Raw genomic sequence first — 20,413 nt, forward strand, 5'->3', positions numbered from 1 at the left:
TCTAAGGGTATTTAAACCCTACTTCATCTTTAAAATAATCAGCAATTTATATATTATCATTGAAATATAAACGAAAAAAATAGAGGGTTTTTGCGTATTCTTTGTACATTGGAACATGGAACAGTTTCTTCCCTTAATAATCGGCCTGGCCTTTTTCGTATATAAGACATATAGTAATTATAAGACAGAGCAGGAAAAGACCCGGAAACGGAATATATCACAAGCCCGGCCTCAAGATCCCGAAGCTGAGCCCCTTCCTTCAAAGGCTCAGGATACGGCTAAACCTAAGCCTTTCTTATACGATGAGAAAAGAGACACCCCTGAACGCTATGAACCACAGTATAAAAATCCGTATAAGGAACCTATGGTTAAGCCCGCACTTAAAGAAGAAAGCTATCAGCGTATGCAGTCCGAAGTATACCCGGAAGCGGAACCCTATTACAGAGAAAAACCCGCAGAGGAAACTATTAAAAACAGAAAGATTCATGCATCCCATAAACACGCTAATGCAAAGGTAAAGCACGAAGAAGAGCACCCGGCTTATGAGTTTGATATGAAAGACGCAATAATTAAAGAAGCAATCCTAAACCGCCCGAAATTTTAAAATATTACTCAATTCATAATTCCTCTGCTAACGCATGCATGCCATTGCTAGCGCACGCGTGCCGGGTGTGTTCCCAAGTATTCTTTCAATTATCACTCAAAAAGCCTAAGCTCGTCTCCTTTCTGCAGGATAAATTCCGTCATCAGGTTCCATTTTCGGCCGTCGTGCTTCAGCAAGCTTACTCTGTCTGCGATAAAGCTCCTTTTCAGCTTCCGGTTTTTGAATTCCAGCCAAAGCTGATCGAATACTTCTGGTTTTACATCCCTGAAGGCGACCGTAATGTGCGGATGGAACCGGTTATTTCCACTTAATTCTTCTCTGCAAACTTTGTTGGTGTTGAAAATTCCCGAGATATCTTTTTGCAAAGCTTGTAGTAAAGGATTTTTTATGCAATGGACGAACAGCGTTTTGTTATTAAATGAATCAAAATTTTCAAGTTCAATAGCAAAGGGTTTATGCAATAGTGTAATTGGCTTTAGCCACTTTATAAGATGCTTTTCAAGTGATGTTTCTACGTTTAGCGGCCTGAATAATGTAATGTGAACAGGGGGTTTTAGGGCCGAAAATACATTAAAACGTGCTGATATTTCCTTGCGGATATCGTCTATTTCTTCCGACAAAGCCGTAGGAGGAAGAATGGCGGTCAGGTATAAACTCATACAAACAAAGATATAAATTGCTAATTAATTTAGTTTTTCAATTGTTCTTATTGAGCTAATTATTTTTTTTAAGTTTGGGACGATGGATATGAACAAAGCGGTATTCCTTGACAGGGACGGTGTCATTAATAAAGAACTGGGTGATTATGTGTGTACCTTTGAAGATTTTCATGTACTGGAGCACAATTTCAAACCTTTAAAAGACCTACAGGACAGAGGCTATTTATTGATAGTCATAACAAATCAAGGCGGCGTAGCAAAAGGCTGGTACAGTGAAGAAACTCTTGGTAAGATGCATCATCATCTTAAAGATACTTATGCACAGCACGGTATTCGATTAGAAGATATCTATTACTGCCGCCATCACCCGGAATATAACGGTAAATGTCTTTGCCGCAAACCCGGTTCTCTGATGCTTGAAAAGGCGATTGCCCGTTTTAACGTGGATAAGAAACAAGCTTACTTCATTGGCGATCGTGAACGGGATGTTATTGCCGGCGAAGCTGCGGGCATTAAAGGAATTTTAATTGATTCAGATCAGCCATTAAGTGAAGTTTTGCATCTGATAGCTTAGTCTACAGCACAAAAAATACTTGTAGCACACACCAATCTGCTTGGCGCACACAAAAAAGCCGCTTTTCTTCAAAGCGGCTTTTTTATTAACTTTAGGCTCTAAGCTCTTCAGTGTTCCGCCAGAGGCCCGCGCAGATCTTTTCCTACTTTACTATGGTGCCGGCTGTACGTAAAATAAATTATGATGCCGATGATCAGCCAAATGATCAATCGCTCCCAGGTATGCCATGGTAAACCTGCCATCAGGTAAAGACATACTAATATTCCGAAAATAGGTACCAGGGGGAATAACGGTGTTTTAAAAGGTCTTTTGATCTCAGGATCTGTATATCGTAATACTAAAACTCCTGCACAAACAATCACAAATGCTAAAAGTGTTCCTATTGAAACTAATTCGCCCAGGAGATTGATTGGTCCGAAGCCGGCCAGTGCCATAGCTATAACTCCTGTGATGATGGTAGTGATGTAAGGTGTTTTAAATTTGGGGTGAATAGTACTGAAAAACTTTGGCAGTAAGCCATCATTCGACATCGAATAAAATATCCTTGGTTGCCCAAGCAGCATTACTAGTATCACCGAACTTAAACCTGCAATGGCTCCAATCTTTATCGGGAAACGTAACCAGAACAACCCTTCCCCGCCTGCATTTACCGCTACAGCTATCGGATCCGGTACATTTAATTCTGTATAATGAACCATGCCGGTCATTACAATCCCAACCAGAATATAGATCACGGTGCAGATGATTAAAGATCCCAAGATCCCCCGCGGCATATCTCTTTGCGGGTTAACCGCTTCCTGTGCCGCCGTAGAAACAGCGTCGAATCCGATATAGGCGAAGAAAATAATTCCGGCGCCTCTGACAATGCCATCGAAACCGAATTGTCCGGGGCCTTGAGCTTCCGGGATGAAAGGTGTCAAGTTCGCAGAATCTATATGTGAGATTCCGAATCCGATAAACAAAAGGATAACAGTCACTTTTAAAACTACTATCACATTGTTGAATTTTGCCGATTCACTGATACCAATTACAAGTAATGTCGTAATGATCGCAATGATGAACATGGCAGGGAAGTTTATCACGGCTCCGGTGGGAGTGAAGGCTCCCGTTGCAGAATCGTAGTTATATGGTGCCTGGGCGATACTTTCCGGAATGTGAATGTTAAAGTCCTTCAAAAAGCTTACCACATAGCCCGACCATGAAACAGCAACAGTCGACGATGCAAAAAGGTATTCAATTATGAGATCCCAGCCAATTATCCAAGCAATAAACTCGCCCATGGTTGCATAGGCATATGTATATGCGCTGCCAGCAATAGGTATCATAGAAGCAAATTCAGAATAGCATAATCCTGCAAAAGCGCAGGCTACGGCCGCAAGAACGAAGGATAACACCACGGCAGGTCCCGTGTGCAGAGCTGCAGCCGTTCCTGTAAGTGTGAAAATACCCGCACCTATTATAGCTCCTATGCCAAGTGAGATGAGATTGTTTGCTGTCAGAGTTCGCTTTAATCCTCCTTCAAACTTGGATTCTTTGAAGAGTTGTTCCAGGGATTTTTTATAAAACATAAATATTTAGATATTTTTTGCAGAAATGTGTCGCTTTTGCTTCAAACCTAAAGAATTCCGCAATAAAACGAAAGGGTGTTTTGGTATAAAGCCTTCATTTGTCGTATTTATTTGAATTTTCCACTGTTTTTTGTATCTACTACCATTGTTTTAGCCGAAGTGGCCTTGATTTCTTTCTTAATTATACTGGTTGCCTCCATATGAGCAGGTACTACAGCAATATGTGGGGCTATGATCAATGACACGATCGACATGAGCTTGATCAGGATATTCATCGACGGACCCGACGTATCCTTGAAGGGATCTCCAACGGTATCTCCGGTTACGGAAGCTTTATGCGGTTCTGAATTTTTGTAATAAGTTTCTCCATTGATATATGCCCCCTTCTCAAAGGATTTTTTTGCGTTATCCCAGGCTCCGCCTGCGTTTGATTGAAACATCCCCATTAACACCCCTGATACAGTAACTCCGGCAAGTAAACCTCCAAGTACCTCGGGGCCGAAAGCGAAGCCTATGATCACCGGAACTATAAGTGCAATCGCCCCCGGTAACATCATCTCCTTTATGGATGCTTTAGTTGAAATGGCAACACACTTTTCGTACTCCGGTTTAGCCTTGTATTCCATTATACCCGGGATCTCATGAAACTGGCGGCGCACCTCCTGAACCATTTCCATAGCGGCTCTTCCGACAGCAGAAATTGCAAGGGATGAGAAAATGAAAGGGATCATCCCTCCAACAAACAAGCCCGCCAGAACATTGGCTTTGTAAATGTCGATGCTGTCTATGCCAGCTACGCCTACAAATGCGGCAAACAACGCCAGCGACGTTAGGGCTGCTGATGCAATGGCGAAGCCTTTTCCAGTGGCAGCCGTAGTGTTGCCGACAGCATCCAGGTTATCTGTACGGTTCCTGACTTCTTTAGGCAGCTGGCTCATTTCAGCAATACCGCCTGCATTGTCAGCTATAGGTCCAAATGCATCTATGGCCAGCTGCATGGCCGTTGTTGCCATCATTCCCGCTGCGGCAATGGCAACCCCATACAAACCCGCGAAATGATAAGAACCATAAATCCCTCCTGCAAGTACTAGTATTGGCAACATTGTTGATTCCATTCCTACGGCCAAACCTCCGATAATATTGGTAGCGTGTCCTGTTGAGGATTGGTTAACTATGGAAATTACCGGCCGCTTGCCCATTGCCGTATAATATTCGGTAATGATGCTCATGAGCGTACCCACGGTAAGCCCTACCAGAATAGAATAAAATACATCATGATTTCCAAAGGTATAACCCCTGATTTCCATCGTGTCCGGAAGCATCCAGGTCACGGCAAAATAAGAAGCTATGGCCGTTAGCACAATAGACGACCAGTTGCCCATGTTCAGCGCTGTTTGAACATTGTCTGTTTCATTTTTAATCCTTACAAAGAAGGTGGCAACAATCGAGAATACCAGGCCTAGTCCTGCAATTAGCATGGGAAGCAAGATTGGTGCTATGCCTCCGAAATTGTCTTCTGAGCTGATTTCCCTGCCAAGTACCATGGTTGCCAGGATAGTAGCCACATACGAGCCAAAAAGATCGGCACCCATTCCGGCCACATCACCAACATTGTCACCCACGTTATCGGCAATTGTTGCAGGGTTCCTCACATCATCTTCCGGAATTCCTGCCTCTACTTTCCCCACCAGGTCTGCACCAACATCCGCGGCTTTGGTATAGATACCCCCGCCAACACGGGCAAACAAGGCAATTGACTCGGCTCCCAGCGAAAATCCGGCAAGCACCTCCAATGCTCTTTCCATCTGCGCCCCATTGACTGAAGCCCCGGTTTGAACTACATAAATGTTATAAAAAACGATAAAGAGCGAGCCTAAGCCTAAAACAGCGAGGCCTGCCACCCCAAGACCCATAACACTGCCCCCTGTAAAGGAGACTTTCAAAGCCTGCGCCAGGCTGGTTCGGGCTGCCTGGGTGGTCCTTACATTTGCCTTGGTAGCGATATTCATGCCGATATATCCTGCCAGTGCGGAAGTAAAAGCACCAACAAGAAATGAAAGGGCAATTACAGGACTTGAAGTTTCAACCAAGGTTCCTGAATATGCCAGTATCAATGCGGCTATCACAGCAAAATAGGAGAGGATCTTCCACTCGGCCTTCAGGAAAGCCATAGCTCCATCGGCAATATATCCGGCTAGGGTTTGCATATTCTCGTCGCCAGCATCCTGTTTGCTTACCCAGGCTGATTTATAAAGCATTACTGCGATGCCTGCCAGGCCAAATACCGGTATAAGGTAGATTAAATTGTTATGCAGAAAAAAATTCATACAGGGTTTTAGTTTATAGTTAGTTTTTCAAATATAGAAGCGCAGATGGCTTAAGCAAATATTTGTTGGCTTATTTTAAGAAATAATTTACATTCAGGAAAAGTCATACTATTTAATTCATTACATCGAAACATTTTTAAATATATTAGGAGAACTTTAAATCATTTAATGGCTGAACCACAGGAAAACCTAACAATGAAACGCGAACTCGGTTTGCTTGATGGTACACTATTAGTCGCAGGAAGTATGATCGGGTCGGGTATTTTTATCGTAAGCGCAGATATTACGCGTAATGTGGGCTCTGCCGGCTGGCTTATCGCAATCTGGCTGATCACCGGTTTTATGACATTGACAGCTGCCCTGAGTTATGGTGAATTGAGCGGAATGTTCCCCAAAGCTGGTGGCCAATATGTTTATTTGAAGGAGGCTTACAATCCTTTAACCGGTTTTTTGTATGGCTGGAGTCTATTTGCTGTCATACAAACAGGAACCATTGCTGCGGTAGGAGTGGCCTTTTCAAAATTTACAGCCTATCTTATCCCGCAGGTTAGTGAAGACCTCATCTTACTTACTCTAGGAACATTTAAGGTTTCCGCAGCACAAATCCTGTCAATTGTACTGATAGTTTTCCTCACGTTCATCAATACCAGGGGAGTTAAAACAGGAAAGATCATACAAACAGCCTTCACCCTGGCGAAAATACTAAGTCTTCTTGGGCTAATCGTATTCGGCTTTATTATGTTAAAGACAGATGTATGGGATGCCAATTGGTCAAATGCCTGGGATATCAGAAAGCTGAATAAAGATGGCTCTTTCGAAGATTATATTTCTATTGCTGTTTTGGGAGCTATTGCCGCCGGCATGGTAGGATCTATCTTTAGTAGCGACGCCTGGAACAATGTAACCTTTATTGCTGGTGAGGTGCATAACCCTAAAAGGAATATTGGCCTCAGCTTGTTCCTGGGAACACTTATTGTGACCGTGATCTATGTACTGGCCAATGTCGTTTATCTTGCTGTTTTGCCATTAAATGAAATAGCAGCTGCCGAAAAAGACAGGGTCGCCGTGGAAGCGTCCAAGGTGATCTTCGGGGGGCTTGGTACAACAATTATTGCGCTGATGATCATGGTATCGACATTTGGATGCAATAACGGACTAATATTATCAGGAGCCAGGGTGTACTATACCATGGCGAAAGACGGCTTGTTCTTTAGGAAAACAGCTCAGCTGAATGAAAATGCGGTGCCTGAGTTTGCGCTTTGGATTCAGTGTCTGGTAGCTTGTATCCTCTGTATTAGCGGAAAGTATGGCGATTTATTAGATATGATATCTTTTGTGGCTGTGATTTTCTATATTCTCACTATTCTGGGAGTGTATTTACTCCGAAAGAAGATGCCGGCAGCTGAAAGACCTTACAAAGCAATTGGGTATCCCGTATTGCCGGCTTTATATATCATCATGGGCCTAAGCTTCTGCACGCTGCTCATTATTTTTAAGCCCTTATATACCTGGCCTGGATTAATTATCGTCTTGATCGGTTTGCCGGTTTACTTTCTCTGGAAAGGAAAAAATAAAATCACATAGAAAAGGACGGAGCAACGCTCCGTCCTTTTCTATGTGCACGCGTGCCGTGTGTGCAATAATCGTAATCTGGTTCCTGATTCCTGTTACTCTCTCATCCTGCCCGACTTTTTCAGATACCTCACAAAGAAGTACACAATAAGCAGAAGTGCAAGGATTATTCCTACCACTGTGTTCCTGAAATCAGTGTCTGTGCTGATAATATCCGGGTAATTCAATAAGAGCAATAAAACGATACCTGTTAACCATATAAACTGGGTATTGTATTCTTTAAGGACCCAGCGTTTAGCATTAAAGCGCATACTTGCGAAAGTACTGCCAATACCCTTAAAACTTATCATCCAACGGTTCACCCTGCTGCAATAAGCGTCAAATTGCTGTCCGAACTTGCCTCTAAGGAAGTTTTCTTCAGCAAGCACAATGGCCTGATAGATAAAAAGAAATAATGGCATCAATATTCCAACAAATAATAAAGAGTTTGCAAGTACTCCAACGCCAAGCAACATCAGGATATTACCTACATATAAAGGATTGCGGCAATGGTTAAATATACCTTCCGTTACCAGATTGTCAGCATAAACTTTTTTGTCTTTACCGCCGCGAACGATATACGCCAGCCCAATGGTTAAACCACGGATAAGCTGCCCTGCCACAGTGATGATTAAACCAATGCTTATCGGCAAAATGTAGAACCGTTCACCAAAGTGGGCTTCTGTGAAGATCGGCGGAGAGGGAATGAATAATGCCAGGTATAGGAACACAAAAAGAAAGTTCCTGTATTTGAAGAAAAAGTTTCCGATCGCAATCATCTTTTATTTTTTAATGGCGATTATGCCGGTGAAATTATACCATTTAAAAAAGACCTCGCAATGTGAAAACCCTGCATCCCTTAGCATTACAATATTTTCACTAGTTCGGTACGGGATCAACACATTTTCCAGGGCCTCTCTTTTTTGAGAGATCTCCATTTCGCTGTAATTGTTCCGGCGTTTCATATCGTAATAATACTTAATAAAGTCTCTGTTGAACAGGCTCTCTTCCGTAAGGATCTTCTCCACTAAAATAAGTACACCACCTGAATTTAGTCCGTCATATATGCCTTTAAGAAGCTTTTCTCTGCTGATGGGGCGTATAAACTGGAGTGTAAGGCATAATACCGCCACAGAAGCGTTTTCTATTTTCACCCCGGTTTGCAAGTCGGCGGTGATCAGATCATAAGGGCGTTTGAAGCCTGCTTCCTGCAACTTTTCGTCGCACTTTTTCAACATCTCGCCCGAGTCGTCAACTCCGATAAAACGGATGCCTTCAGAGATCATGGAATTCATGCCGATTAGAGTAGTGCCAGTAGAGCAGCCAAGGTCGTAAACATTTGTCCCTTCCTGGGCATGGTCTGCTGCCAGCTCTGCAATCATTCTTTGCATTTCTCCGTAAAAAGGGACCGAACGGTTAACCATATCATCAAAAACGTTGGCCACCTTAGATCCGAACTTGAAATCGGAAGCTTGCTTTATTTCTTCCCGGAAAAACTCGTCTTTCGGTTTTATATCGTTACCTGATACCTTGTCTGTCATATTTAGTATATCCTGAAATAGTATGCTTGGAATTTGGGTTTAAAATAACGAATACTTTGAATAAACTTGAAAATTTTGTGAATGTTCTATCAATTGCTTTAACTATTTTTGCAGCCGTTTAAACTCAGACCGAATTGATGAAGAACGTAAAAGTAGGATTGGTGCAGACATCATGTACTGCAAACAAACAGGAAAACCTTGAAAAAGCAATTGCTAAGATAAGGGAGATTGCTGCAAAAGGGGCTCAGATCATTTGCTTGCAGGAACTTTTTACCTCGCTTTACTTTTGCGATGTAGAAGATTATGATAATTTTAAACTTGCCGAAGCTATTCCGGGCCCTTCAAGCGATGCATTAAGTGCGGTTGCGAAAGAACTTGGAGTTGTAATTATTGCCTCCTTGTTTGAAAAAAGAGCTGAGGGATTATACCATAATACTACCGCTGTTCTGGATGCTGATGGATCTTACCTCGGTAAATATCGCAAGATGCATATTCCTGATGATCCTGGTTATTATGAAAAATTTTATTTTACACCGGGCGATCTGGGATATAAAGTCTTTAAAACCAAATTTGCAACCTTAGGTGTTCTGATCTGCTGGGATCAATGGTACCCCGAGGCATCGAGGATCACTGCATTAATGGGGGCTGAAATCCTTTTCTATCCTACCGCCATTGGCTGGGCTTCATCACAGGATGTAGACACCAACACCGAACAATATAATGCATGGCAGACCATTCAACGCAGTCATGCTGTAGCCAATGGAGTGCATGTTGTAAGTGTAAACAGAATTGGAGACGAGGGACCTATGAAGTTCTGGGGCGGTTCTTTTGTTGCAAATCCTTTCGGAACCGTGCTTTATCAGGCTTCCCATACGGAGGAAGAACTGATCGTTCAGGATATAGACCTGTCCAAGTCAGACAGGTATCGTACCCACTGGCCATTCTTACGCGACCGAAGGATTGACTCTTATTCGCCGATCACCAAACGTTACATAGACGAAGACTAACATTTTCAATGACAGCATTTCAAACGGGAGAGTTAAAAGACTTTTCTACTAAAATAGATCTTTCAAAAACACCGAAAGAGCTCGGCTATTCTTTTCCTGCCGAATTTGCAAGGCATGAAGCAACCTGGTTAAGCTGGCCGCACAAAGAAGCAAGCTGGCCGGGTAAATTGAATAGCATATATGCCAGCTACTGCCAGTTCATTAAAGTTCTCACTCAAAGTGAAAAGGTACGGATAAATGTCGCTGATGAGAGCTTAAAGGCTCTTGCCCTGGTTCATCTGCAGGCAGCAGGTGTCGACTTAAGTCAGGTTGAATTTTTCTTTCACTCCACAAATGATGCCTGGTGCAGGGATCATGGTCCGGCTTTTTTACTTAACCCGGCGGCCGGTGTTAAAAAGATTATTGTCGATTGGGGATACAATGCATGGGGCGGAAAATATCCTCCCTTCGATCTGGATGATGTCATTCCTACATTAATCGGTAAACACTTTGATCTGCCTGTATTTCATCCCGGTATAGTAATGGAGGGTGGTTCAGTAGAGTTCAATGGAAAGGGTTCTGTCCTTACATCAAGCTGCTGTCTTTTGAATCAGAACCGGAATCCCCATCTTAATCAGACGCAGATAGAGCAGTACCTTTCCGATTATTATGGTATAGACCAGGTATTATGGGTAGAGGAGGGGATCGTCGGCGATGATACCGATGGTCATATTGACGATACTATCCGTTTTGTAAATGAAGATACAGTTCTGTCTGTGGTAGAAACAAATGTAAAAGACGAAAACTTCGACTTACTCCAGCAGAACCTGAAATCGCTTAGTAAGATGCGGCTTCTGAATGGAAAGCAGCTTAATGTTGTTGAATTACCCATGCCTGAAGCCGTTATTTATGACGATATGCGCTTGCCTGCATCCTATGCAAACTTTTATATCAGCAATCAGCACGTGATCGTACCTACATACAGGTCACGGTTTGATCAGCAGGCTCTTGATATCATAGGAGGCTGCTTTCCTGATAGAGAAGTTGTCGGCATTGATTCAACAGATATCATATGGGGGCTGGGGAGTTTCCATTGCCTGAGTCAGCAGGAGCCGGCTGTTTAATAATCTTTCTGCTATTTTACAGGAAGTCCGGCTTAGTTTGTATGCCGGACTTTTTGTTTTTAGATGCTGGTAGGAACAATTTCGGCAACCACAAAAGTACTTCCTCCAATAAAAATCAGATCCCCTTTTGCGGCATTTCTCTTGGCCTCTTCTAAAGCAAGGGCTACAGAAGCATAAACATGGCCCTTCAAATTAAATGAAGAAGCCTCCGACGCCAGATCGGCTGCAGGCTTAGCTCTTTCAATCATCGGCTGGCAAAAGTAATAAATGGCGTTCGTGGGCAAAAGTGAAAGTACTTTCGAAACATCTTTATCTTTCACCATTCCTATCACTATATGAAGCTGCTCAAATGAAGTGGCCTCAATGTTCTTGATCACCTCTTTGATACCGTCTTCATTATGACCTGTATCGCAGATCACAAGTGGCCCTTCCTTACTGAGGGTTTGCCATCTGCCTTGCAGCCCGGTAAGCGTTTTGACCTGTTTTAATGCATTCAGAATACTTTCCTCACTTATCACATAACCTTTCTCCCTCAATACCTTCACACTGCTTAAAACAGCTTTGACGTTTTTTAACTGGTAATAGCCGGTCAGGTCAAGTTCTATCTTAAATGAGCCTGAAGCTTGAAATTGATTGCCAATAGTCGAAACTTCGATTTCTCTTAGTTCCAAACCAGGTTCAGCCTGCGGACCAATATCTTCAATTTGCCATTCATCAGAAGCAAAAATAATAGTAGAACCGCACTCTTTTGCTTTATTGATAAACACATAGTCGGTAATCTCCTGCTTTTCACTGAGAACCACAGGAGTACCTGGCTTGATGATCCCAGCCTTTTCAAAGGCGATCTTAGGCAGCGTATCGCCCAGGATATTCATATGATCGAAACCAATGTTGGTGATCACCGAAAGCTCTGGCAAGATGATATTGGTGGAATCAAGTCTCCCTCCAAGGCCGGTTTCGATTACAGCGATATCAACTTGCTGCTCTGCGAAATGATTAAAGGCCATAGCCACCGTCACTTCAAAAAATGAAGGTTCTATTTGCTCAATTGAAGTTCTTTGACTTTCCACAAAGCGGATAACGGCCTCTTCGGTAATCATTTCACCATTAATGCGAATGCGCTCCCTGAAGTCGCGTAAATGCGGAGAGGTATATAGGCCGGTTTTATATCCTGCAGATTGTAGAACCGCGGCCAGCATGTGCGAAACAGAGCCTTTTCCGTTTGTACCTGCAACATGAATGCTTTTAAATCGCCGGTGTGGATTACCAAGGCCATCGCAGAGCTGCTGGGTATTGGTGAGATCTTTTTTTATAGCCTGGGCTCCCATCTTACTGAACATGGGAAGCTTCGAATAAAGATAGTCGAGAGTCTCGGTATAAGTCATCAGGATAGCTGAATGGGAAACCTTTCGGTCTGATTCAATCTACTTCACTTTAAAGTTAAACACCACTGTTCCTATCTGAACATCAGGAGCCTTCTCGAGTGCATTGAACCTCGAACCCAACACTGCCTGTTCGCACTTTCTGTATAAGGCCTGGTCTGTTAAAGTGGTACCTTTAACTCCTGCCCTGGCATAAACAACCTGGCCATTTTTATCAACACGGATCTCAACGGCAATTCTGCCCGAACTTTGTCCGTCATCCTGTACTGTTGGTCTGCTTACAAAACTCCTGTTCTTCAGATCAAGCTGTGTATTGCCAAAGCCAGATCCGCCCTGACCATAATTAGATGCCATAGGATCACCGTCGGGGTCTCCCTGGTTACCGGGAGTCGTTCCTGTACCATCGCCTGCACCCTTGCCGTCATTCTTTTTTCCCTTATACAGGGCATTCTGATTAACGGTGGGCTTACTGGGTTTCGCGGTCTCGGAAGTCGGGGCAACTGACTTACTGGTATTTGTTTTTGCTGTAGCTACTGCCGGAGCATCTTCCGCATCCTGCGTAACAACAGTTCTGTCGCTTGTTTCCGTAGCGGGAGTAGGTTCTGTTTCTGTAGGAGTAATCTCCGTAACAGGTGTGTTGTTAGGCACCGGAGCTACGGAAGGTTCATCGATACTCATGAAGTCTTCGCCCATGCCTACCTCTGTTGTTCCATAATTCACTACAACTCCACCCATTCCTATCTCTTCCTCGGGTAAAGAAGCCGCAAATTTTATCAGATAGCTGATCAGAAGGAACAGGATCATTGTTGCCGCCGAAAAAGCCAGTGCCTTGGGATAATTATTTTCTTCGCGGTACTGCATTTTATTTTGGTTCTGTTGCAAGTACAAGTTTGATTCCCATCTTGTTTGAGATGTCCATAATTTGAACGACATCCTGTATAGCAACTGTCCGGTCAACCGAAAGTATTATGGTGAGTTCCGGAGCTTGCTGTTTGTAAGCAGTTAATCTTGGCTGGATGTCTTCCAGTCTGATTAATTGCTTGTCAAGATAATACTCAAGATCTTTGGTTACTGCTAAACTAACGGTTTTTTTCGAAACAGATTGTCCCGAATCAGACTTGGGTAACAATAATTTTATGATGTTAGGATTGGTAACAGTAGAAGCAATAAGAAAAAACAGCATCAGGAAAAACATAATGTCGTTCATCGCTGAAGTATGTACTTCCGCTGCGGGACGTTTTCGTTTTCTTAAATTCATTTGTAATATTTTGTACGTTTATTAAAGCTTGCCCGGGTGTTAAGCTCATCCGTCAGGCTGCTTTAATTACCTTCCTGGTTCCTCTAATAAATCAATAAATTCGATGGCATCTGTTTCCAGCTTCAGGATCACTTTATCTACCATGATGTTTAGAATATGATATCCCACATAGGCTATGATACCAATGATCAAACCAGCAGCAGAAGTGATCATCTTTTGATATAAACCATCTGCAATCAATCCCATACTAATATTATCAGATTGGGCGATATTATAGAATATGCGGATCACACCTGCGATAGTTCCAACGAAACCAAGCATCGGTGCAATACCCGCAACGATACCCAGGATGCTGATGTTTTTTTCAAGCTTCGAAACTTCAAGTTTTCCTATATTCTCAATTGCACCTTCAATATCTTTAATCGGTCGGCCAATGCGCAGCAGTCCTTTTTGAAGCATGCGGCCAAGCGGAGTATTACTGTTCCTGCAAATAGCGATTGCTGAATCCAGTCTTCCGCTTAGTATATTTTGCTTTACCTGCACCATGAGGCTCGACTCATCGCGGGATGCTTTTCTGATTGTCATGTAACGTTCAATGAATATCACCAGGCCCAGGAAGAGCAGGATGGCAAGCGGAACCATAACCCAACCCCCTTTGATAAGCAGATCAATAAATCGCAAATCCTCTGCAGCTTGAACTGATTGGCTGGCCGCAGTAGCAACTGTATCAGGTAAAATGGTATCTTGTAATAAAAGCATGTGTGTTATTTGTTTTTTATGGTTAAAATCCAGGCATCCTTTGCTATCTTTTCCTGAATGCGTCTTCTCTCTTTTTGTGCCGCTTCATTGTCTTTAAAGCTGGCTAAACTTATTTTATATTTTGGCTTTCGTTCATCAACAACAATCCTGGCATCTATTCCTTTCTGCCTGGTGATCCTCACAAATTCCTCGGCTTCCGATCGCCGGTGAAAGGCAGCACAAATAATTTCATATCTTACCCCCGGAACAGGCTGAAGAGTGTCCTGTGGAATAGGGGTAACCTTAGTACTGATGTCTATAGTATCTCTTGACTTCTCAACGGAGATCGCTTCGTCGTTTAGCTCCTCAAAATTCTTCTCCATAATACTATCAGCCTTCGCAATAGAATCCTTCAAAGTTACCGGTGCCGCAACACGTAACTGCTTCTTAACCGGAACAGCCACCGAATCAGACCTTCGGATCTGATTGAACACCTGAGGGTAGTAAAAATAAGAACCTACTACAATAGCTGCAGCAATCAGCAAAATAAGGACTATAATAATCCCTGTTTTGTATGACCTGGTATCAGTATCGGTGTAAGTATTCACACCGCTATGTGTATTGCTGTCAAGAGTGCCTGGAGAGGCCTTCTGTGGTACAGGCACAACTTCAGGTTCAGCCGCTGCAATATCCTGTAGGATAACTTGCTCAGGTGTAATTTCGTCCCGTTTAACTTCCTCAGGTATAACTTTGTCAGCTGTCTTATATGGCCTGATTTCTTTCACCGGTCTCAATCCGAAAGCATGACCATTAGTTGCCGCAATGCTTTCTGATTCAAAGATAATACCGTTTTCACCCGACCGTATTTTGCCTATTGGTCCGATCTGCGCAAATCCCTTGATTTGCAGGGATTGTTTTATAGAATCTGTATATTTCTCTGTAAAGTACCTGGCTGAAGGCTCCGAGATATTTTTCTCCCGGCAGATAAGCTTAATTAAACCGGCGCTAACCTCTGCATCTCCATCTTCAAATACTACTTCTTCTGCCGGGGGGAAGAACAGGTCCTGGTTTTTATCAAAGAATGCAGGCGTCCTTTTTTTAGAAAACGTTCCTATTCCAGGTAAACTTACCTCATTAAGCTCATCAAGTAATTCAGAAACATACAGGCCTACATCCATCCCGGTAAAAATACTTTAAAAATTAATTTACGCAAAAACAATCAGAACGAATAATTAAGACCCGCAATGGCGTTTATTCCGAACTTTGGATAATATAAAAATTGCTGGTACTCGTTTCCGAACAGATTGTTAACTCTTACGAATACACCAAACTTATCCTTGATCAAATATTCTGCACCTGCACTAAGGTCAAGGTAGCTCTTAATTGTGACAATACGACGTTGAGGATCCAAGCCCTCGACATATTCATAAGTGAGGGCATCGGTATCACCGTTTAACACTAGCTGACCGTCAATTCTGATCTTTTTGTTGATAGCTAAGCGCGCATTTGAGTGTAAACGAATACCTGGTTTCATCCAGGCTTTCTCCTCGGTGGCCATGTCATATTTGTTGATCTCAACCTTTCCTGTCCAGGAGAGAACTTCCGATGCTTTTACATTTAATTCGCCTTCCAGGCCTATAACTTTACTATTACCACCATCGTATCGTATTTCAAAGCGTTCAAGGCCTTCGGGGCTGTTCGCATATAAAGGCATATTCTGGATGGTTTTGTAATAAACCATGGCCTTAAATCCGAAACCTGCTCCTGCATTACCTTTAACACCACCATATACATTGGCTTTTTCGATAGCATTTTCAATCAGGTTTTTTCTGAGGTAAGGGTTCTCATAGGCGAAGTTCCTCAGTGACGACTTTAGCACATCGCCTGTGTAGCCTCCGAAAATGGTAGCATATCCGGGAACAACAGGAAGTTCAGCAATAACAACAGGAAGGATGTTAGTGCGGCTGTTTTCTCCAAATTCCTGAACAAAGTTGACGCCCACGGATATTTTATAATTCTTACCCTGGAATTTAACATAGGGGTTAGCTCTGAAAATGTGGTTTCCAATATCCAGAGAGTCCTTCGTTTTTGTGAAGTCAATAGAACTGTTTACACCGATGTTAAACTGTTTGTAGGTATTGTTAAAAAAGCCGCTTAGTGCAAATGAGGTTTCTTTTGACCCATACCTGCTCGAAAGAGTGTAGGCATCAGCCTTTAAGGCATAGTCCAGTGAAGACTGAGTCTGCTCGTAGTTTTTCAGTAATTCACCTTTCAGGCTGATAGTGCTGAACCGTTGTTTTTTGGGGTCAGGATTGAAATTGGAAATATTTGGGTTGACCGCATAAAAATTGGTCGAAAGTCTGTCGAAACCCAGCTCACCGTTCACCGTGATTTTGTCCATGATACTTTTACCATAGATACCCAGTTCCTGCCGGGTGCCCCTTTGCTTATTGAGGTCGCCGCTTTGCCCAAGGTGCTTCATAAAAAAGCCAGCCTGCAGGGCCTCATCATTACCGGTATTCAGGTAAAGTTCGCCTAGCGCGGTGCCATAGTTGCCGAAGCCGAGTTTAGCATAATTATTTTCAAACAATGGCGCAGGAGCAGCATTTAATTCCTGCGCATCCAGCTGTCTTATATCGCTGTTCAGTTCCAGCCTTTTATCTAAGATAAGATAAGTTTGATTGGGCCTGAATGGCTTGTGATTATTCAGGTCGGGGCTTCTTCTGATCTTAGCAGCATCCGCCAAAACGGGCTTATAGGGGCGAACAACTTCAATTTCTTCAGTCAGTGTTCCTGAGGCCGGTTTAGCCGGATCAGTTTTTTTATCTTCTGGCTTGGTTTGCGCCTGAGCAGCAACAGTTAGCAGCAAGGAAAAGATTGTATATGGAATATATCTGAATTTCATTTTTTTATTTCTTCTCATTTAACTGATTAAGTTTTTCTTTAGCCGTGGGCAGAATGTCGTCTTTTCCTTCATAATTGTCTATGACACTTTGAAGGGTACTCTTAGCCTGGAATGTATCCTTCATAGCAACATAATTATCGGCCAGAAGAATGAAGCTCTTAGCTACCCAGTAATCGTGCGAAGGCATTTTGTTGATCAGCTCAAACGCAGTTTTTTCAGCAGCTTTATATTCTTTATGCTGGTGCTGGATAAGAGCTGTAAGATATTTAGCCTCGGCTCCATTAACGGTTGTAGTCTTGGTAGCCACTTCAGTCAGCTCCTTTAAAGCGGTAGTGGTATCGCCTTTTGCCAGATGGCTTTTCCCGGCATACAGACTTGCCCTGAACTTGTCTTCAGTAGAAGCCTTATCAAACGTTTTAATTAAGTTAACGTATTTGAACACATCATCATGCATCTCCATGTGGTAATATGCTTCCATCAGGTTGTTTACAGCAAAACCGTAGTTAGCTTTATATTCTGAAGTAAGTTCAAGCTTCTTAAGATAAACTATAGCCTCATTATATTTTTTCTGAGCCAGGTAAAGCTTTGAAATGCTGATCAGGGCCCGCTCTGTGTATTCGCTGGTCCAGTCGTTTAGAATAAAGGTATAATCAGGAATCGCTTCATCGGGACGGTTCAGCTTCACAAGGCTTTCAGCACGAACAAACCTGGCATGTTTCTCATGTATCGGTTTGGGAAACTTGTCAAAATAGGCATTGATGGCTTCGAATGCACCCTGGAAGTCACCTTTAAGGAAACGGTTGTTAGCTGCCTGGAAGGTGATATTATCCTGCTCCGCAGTGCTCAGGTTACCTATGCTGGTGGTGTTGGCATAATTTAAAAATCCGTCGGCATCTGCTCTGTCGAGGTATATGTTCTTAATAGATTCAAGTGCAAGCTTTGCTTCATCCGTGGTAGAGTACTCTTTTACAACGCGCTGGAAAGCAACCAGAGCTTCATCACTTTTATCCTGGTTATAATGTACCAGTCCGATGGTAACTAAGGCTCTTGGAATGTAGCTGCTACGCGGATATTTTTCTACCAGGGCAGTTAAATCGGTCTTCGCGCGTTCCAGGTCTCCCTTTACAAAATAAGTATAAGCAATTTCGAAACCGGCGTCATCCGCATAGTTTGATTTAGGATACTGTGCAAGCAGGGACTGATGTGTATTAATTTTGGCATCATTCTGACCTTGCAAGCCCTGGATCATACCCCTCTGGAACAATGCGTAATCTTCACCCGAAGCATTCCAGGCAATGATCTTATTATACTGCTGCATGGCTTTATCGTAGTGTTTTAATACGAAGTAAGAATCTGCCAGCCGGAGCGTAGCATCGTTGACGGTGTTTTTGTCTTTATCATTACCAACAAGGAAGCGCTCATAGTAATTTGCCGCCTTTCCGAAATTGTCGTTTTGAAATGCCGAATAGCCCAAAGCATAATTTGCGAAGTTGTAGACGTCAGTTTTTTTCGCGCTGGGCATCGCCAGGAACTTTTCAAACTGATCAACCGATTCTCCATATTTTCTCACCTCAAACATAGCTTCAGCAAGCCAGTAGGTAGCAAGCGCTTCAATTTCTTCGTCCACAGCACTATTTTGTGAACGGATAAACATGGATATACTATTCTCAAAGGCACGTTCATTATAAAACTCCAAACCTCTGAAATAGGTTACACGCTGGTATACAGATTTCGTTTCAGTATTTTTGTTAGTGATTGTTTCAAGTATATTAACAGCTTCCCGGTAGTTTTTTGTAGAAAGCAGTACTTCACCAAGGAGGGTCTTAGCTTCGTTAATTTTCGGCGATTTAGGATAGGTCTTAAGGAAATCCTGAACCGCGTCTAAGGCTACAGAGTGAAACTCCAGCTCATATGAAAGTTTGGCATAATTAAACAAGCCTTCTTCTTTCAGTTTGGGGTCAAATTCGAGCTTCGACGCACGGAAGAAAGCATTCCTTGCAGCTTGCTTATTACCATCCCTGATAAACGCATCGCCAAGGGTGATCATCCCATGCTGGTAGAAAACATCAGGACTTCCCATTTTTTCCAGCTCCTTAACAGCCCTTTTATGATTACCCAGTTTCAGGTAAGCATAGCCAATCTGGTAATTATCCTGGTTGTTCTGCGTTTGACCTCTGTCCAGGTCCTGGAACTTCTGGTAATAACTAACCGATGTTTTATAATCATTTTTTGCAAAATAAGTAGCGCCTACAATACGGTACATGTCGGCCTTATATTTCTGATCGATAGTTTCTATCGCCGGTATGGTATAACTGATCACGTCATCATACCTTTTGTTAAGAAAATACAGGGCAGAGATATAATAAGGATAACTTGATTTGTACGTTGCAGAGTTTTGCAGGCGCTCAAATTCCCTCAGAGCAGTGGTGTAATCCGCATCCAGGTAATTGAGGTACGCAAAATAATAGATTGACGATTCGTTATAAGGACCTTTCTCATCCTTTAGTTTAGCAAACAGAGGCTCTGCCTCCTGGTACTTTTTGAGAGTAAAGTAAGAATACGCCAGTTTAAACCGGTATTCTTCGCTTTCTTTAGCTGTCAGTCCGTTTGCATCAATTTGTTTAAACCACTCCAATGCTTTTTCATAGTTCTTTTTGTCGAAATAGGAGCGGCCTACATGAAAATATGCCGATTTGGTATTAGCGCTGGCAGGATATTCACGGATATATTTTAGGAACAAATTTTCAGCATTCATATTGCCTAGTTCCAGGGCGCATACAGCCACGTAGAATTGAGCGTTTTCTTTTAATAACGAAACCTGCCGGCTGTCTGCAGGCTGCGTGGAAGGCAGTGTGTGATAGTCTTCAACACGACTGAATTGCTCGCTTGCTGCAGCAAACTTCCTCTTCTCCAGTAGCTCTAGACCCGATTTATACGAACGATTAAGGGTATACCATTCGGTGTGCTGGGCCTGGCTTATTATAATTGAGGATGAAAGTATAAATGTTGTAAGGATGTATTTCTTGAGCATATCTTATTGATTGTCGCTAAGTTAACAGTAAAAGTCAGGGGATCATCCTCGTTAGAAACTAACAAATGTGGAAAATCTGCCTAAAATAACGTTTAGAAAGGCTAA

General features: G+C 42.7%; 17 protein-coding genes. 5 read left to right on the forward strand and 12 right to left on the reverse strand.

Annotated elements, in window-relative coordinates:
* Positions 1–115 precede the first annotated feature (115 nt).
* Positions 116–604: a hypothetical protein gene (locus tag J3P37_RS02815; RefSeq protein ID WP_256009477.1), complete on the forward strand. Its 489-nt coding sequence runs from the start codon at positions 116–118 to the stop codon at positions 602–604.
* 92 nt (positions 605–696) lie between these two features.
* On the opposite strand, the gene J3P37_RS02820 is transcribed toward J3P37_RS02815, so the two are convergent.
* Positions 697–1,263, reverse strand: a complete 567-nt coding sequence (locus J3P37_RS02820) for a 2'-5' RNA ligase family protein (RefSeq protein WP_256009478.1) — start codon at positions 1,261–1,263, stop codon at positions 697–699.
* An 82-nt stretch (positions 1,264–1,345) separates the two neighbouring features.
* On the opposite strand from J3P37_RS02820, the gene J3P37_RS02825 reads away from it, so the two are divergent.
* On the forward strand, positions 1,346–1,837 hold the full coding sequence (locus J3P37_RS02825) for a D-glycero-alpha-D-manno-heptose-1,7-bisphosphate 7-phosphatase (RefSeq protein WP_256009479.1): 492 nt from the start codon (positions 1,346–1,348) through the stop codon (positions 1,835–1,837).
* 107 nt (positions 1,838–1,944) lie between these two features.
* Here the strand turns inward: J3P37_RS02825 and J3P37_RS02830 are convergent, their stop codons facing one another.
* Entirely contained in the window at positions 1,945–3,405 is a 1,461-nt protein-coding gene (locus J3P37_RS02830) for an amino acid permease (protein WP_256009480.1), read from the reverse strand.
* A 107-nt stretch (positions 3,406–3,512) separates the two neighbouring features.
* A complete protein-coding gene (locus J3P37_RS02835) occupies positions 3,513–5,732 on the reverse strand; it encodes a sodium-translocating pyrophosphatase (RefSeq protein ID WP_256009481.1) in 2,220 nt (739 codons plus the stop codon).
* 168 nt (positions 5,733–5,900) lie between these two features.
* Between J3P37_RS02835 and J3P37_RS02840 the strand changes: the two genes are divergently transcribed.
* Entirely contained in the window at positions 5,901–7,316 is a 1,416-nt protein-coding gene (locus tag J3P37_RS02840) for an APC family permease (RefSeq protein WP_256009482.1), read from the forward strand.
* 83 nt (positions 7,317–7,399) lie between these two features.
* Here the strand turns inward: J3P37_RS02840 and J3P37_RS02845 are convergent, their stop codons facing one another.
* Together J3P37_RS02845 and cmoA are read right to left on the reverse strand one after the other, a co-directional pair.
* Positions 7,400–8,122 (reverse strand): methyltransferase family protein, encoded by a 723-nt coding sequence (locus J3P37_RS02845; protein ID WP_256009483.1) that lies wholly within the window; start codon positions 8,120–8,122, stop codon positions 7,400–7,402.
* 3 nt (positions 8,123–8,125) lie between these two features.
* Positions 8,126–8,884, reverse strand: a complete 759-nt coding sequence (gene cmoA / locus J3P37_RS02850; protein WP_256009484.1) for a carboxy-S-adenosyl-L-methionine synthase CmoA — start codon at positions 8,882–8,884, stop codon at positions 8,126–8,128.
* A 137-nt stretch (positions 8,885–9,021) separates the two neighbouring features.
* Here cmoA and J3P37_RS02855 point away from each other — a divergent pair, with 137 nt between their 5' ends.
* Positions 9,022–9,891, forward strand: a complete 870-nt coding sequence (locus tag J3P37_RS02855; RefSeq protein WP_256009485.1) for a carbon-nitrogen hydrolase — start codon at positions 9,022–9,024, stop codon at positions 9,889–9,891.
* 8 nt (positions 9,892–9,899) lie between these two features.
* Complete coding sequence (locus J3P37_RS02860) at positions 9,900–10,994, forward strand: agmatine deiminase family protein (RefSeq protein ID WP_256009486.1); 1,095 nt, start codon at positions 9,900–9,902, stop codon at positions 10,992–10,994.
* A gap of 59 nt (positions 10,995–11,053) precedes the next feature.
* On the opposite strand, the gene J3P37_RS02865 is transcribed toward J3P37_RS02860, so the two are convergent.
* The 7 genes from J3P37_RS02865 to J3P37_RS02895 all read right to left on the reverse strand — a co-directional run bounded on the left by J3P37_RS02865 (position 11,054) and on the right by J3P37_RS02895 (position 20,308).
* Positions 11,054–12,379 carry a bifunctional folylpolyglutamate synthase/dihydrofolate synthase gene (locus tag J3P37_RS02865; RefSeq protein WP_256009487.1) on the reverse strand — a complete coding sequence of 442 codons (1,326 nt, stop codon included), beginning with the start codon at positions 12,377–12,379 and terminating at the stop codon, positions 11,054–11,056.
* A gap of 39 nt (positions 12,380–12,418) precedes the next feature.
* On the reverse strand, positions 12,419–13,237 hold the full coding sequence (locus J3P37_RS02870) for an energy transducer TonB (RefSeq protein WP_256009488.1): 819 nt from the start codon (positions 13,235–13,237) through the stop codon (positions 12,419–12,421).
* 1 nt (position 13,238) lies between these two features.
* On the reverse strand, positions 13,239–13,634 hold the full coding sequence (locus tag J3P37_RS02875) for an ExbD/TolR family protein (protein ID WP_256009489.1): 396 nt from the start codon (positions 13,632–13,634) through the stop codon (positions 13,239–13,241).
* Between the two features lie 66 nt (positions 13,635–13,700).
* Positions 13,701–14,393 (reverse strand): MotA/TolQ/ExbB proton channel family protein, encoded by a 693-nt coding sequence (locus tag J3P37_RS02880; RefSeq protein ID WP_256009490.1) that lies wholly within the window; start codon positions 14,391–14,393, stop codon positions 13,701–13,703.
* A gap of 5 nt (positions 14,394–14,398) precedes the next feature.
* A complete protein-coding gene (locus J3P37_RS02885; protein ID WP_256009491.1) occupies positions 14,399–15,550 on the reverse strand; it encodes an SPOR domain-containing protein in 1,152 nt (383 codons plus the stop codon).
* A 41-nt stretch (positions 15,551–15,591) separates the two neighbouring features.
* Positions 15,592–17,295 (reverse strand): porin family protein, encoded by a 1,704-nt coding sequence (locus tag J3P37_RS02890; RefSeq protein ID WP_256009492.1) that lies wholly within the window; start codon positions 17,293–17,295, stop codon positions 15,592–15,594.
* Entirely contained in the window at positions 17,282–20,308 is a 3,027-nt protein-coding gene (locus J3P37_RS02895) for a tetratricopeptide repeat protein (protein WP_256009493.1), read from the reverse strand. The genes J3P37_RS02890 and J3P37_RS02895 overlap by 14 nt, the downstream gene beginning before the upstream one ends.
* Positions 20,309–20,413: the final 105 nt, after the last annotated feature.

Origin of the sequence: Desertivirga xinjiangensis, assembly GCF_024436435.1 — a bacterium.
Taxonomy (GTDB): Bacteria; Bacteroidota; Bacteroidia; order Sphingobacteriales; family Sphingobacteriaceae; genus Desertivirga; species Desertivirga xinjiangensis.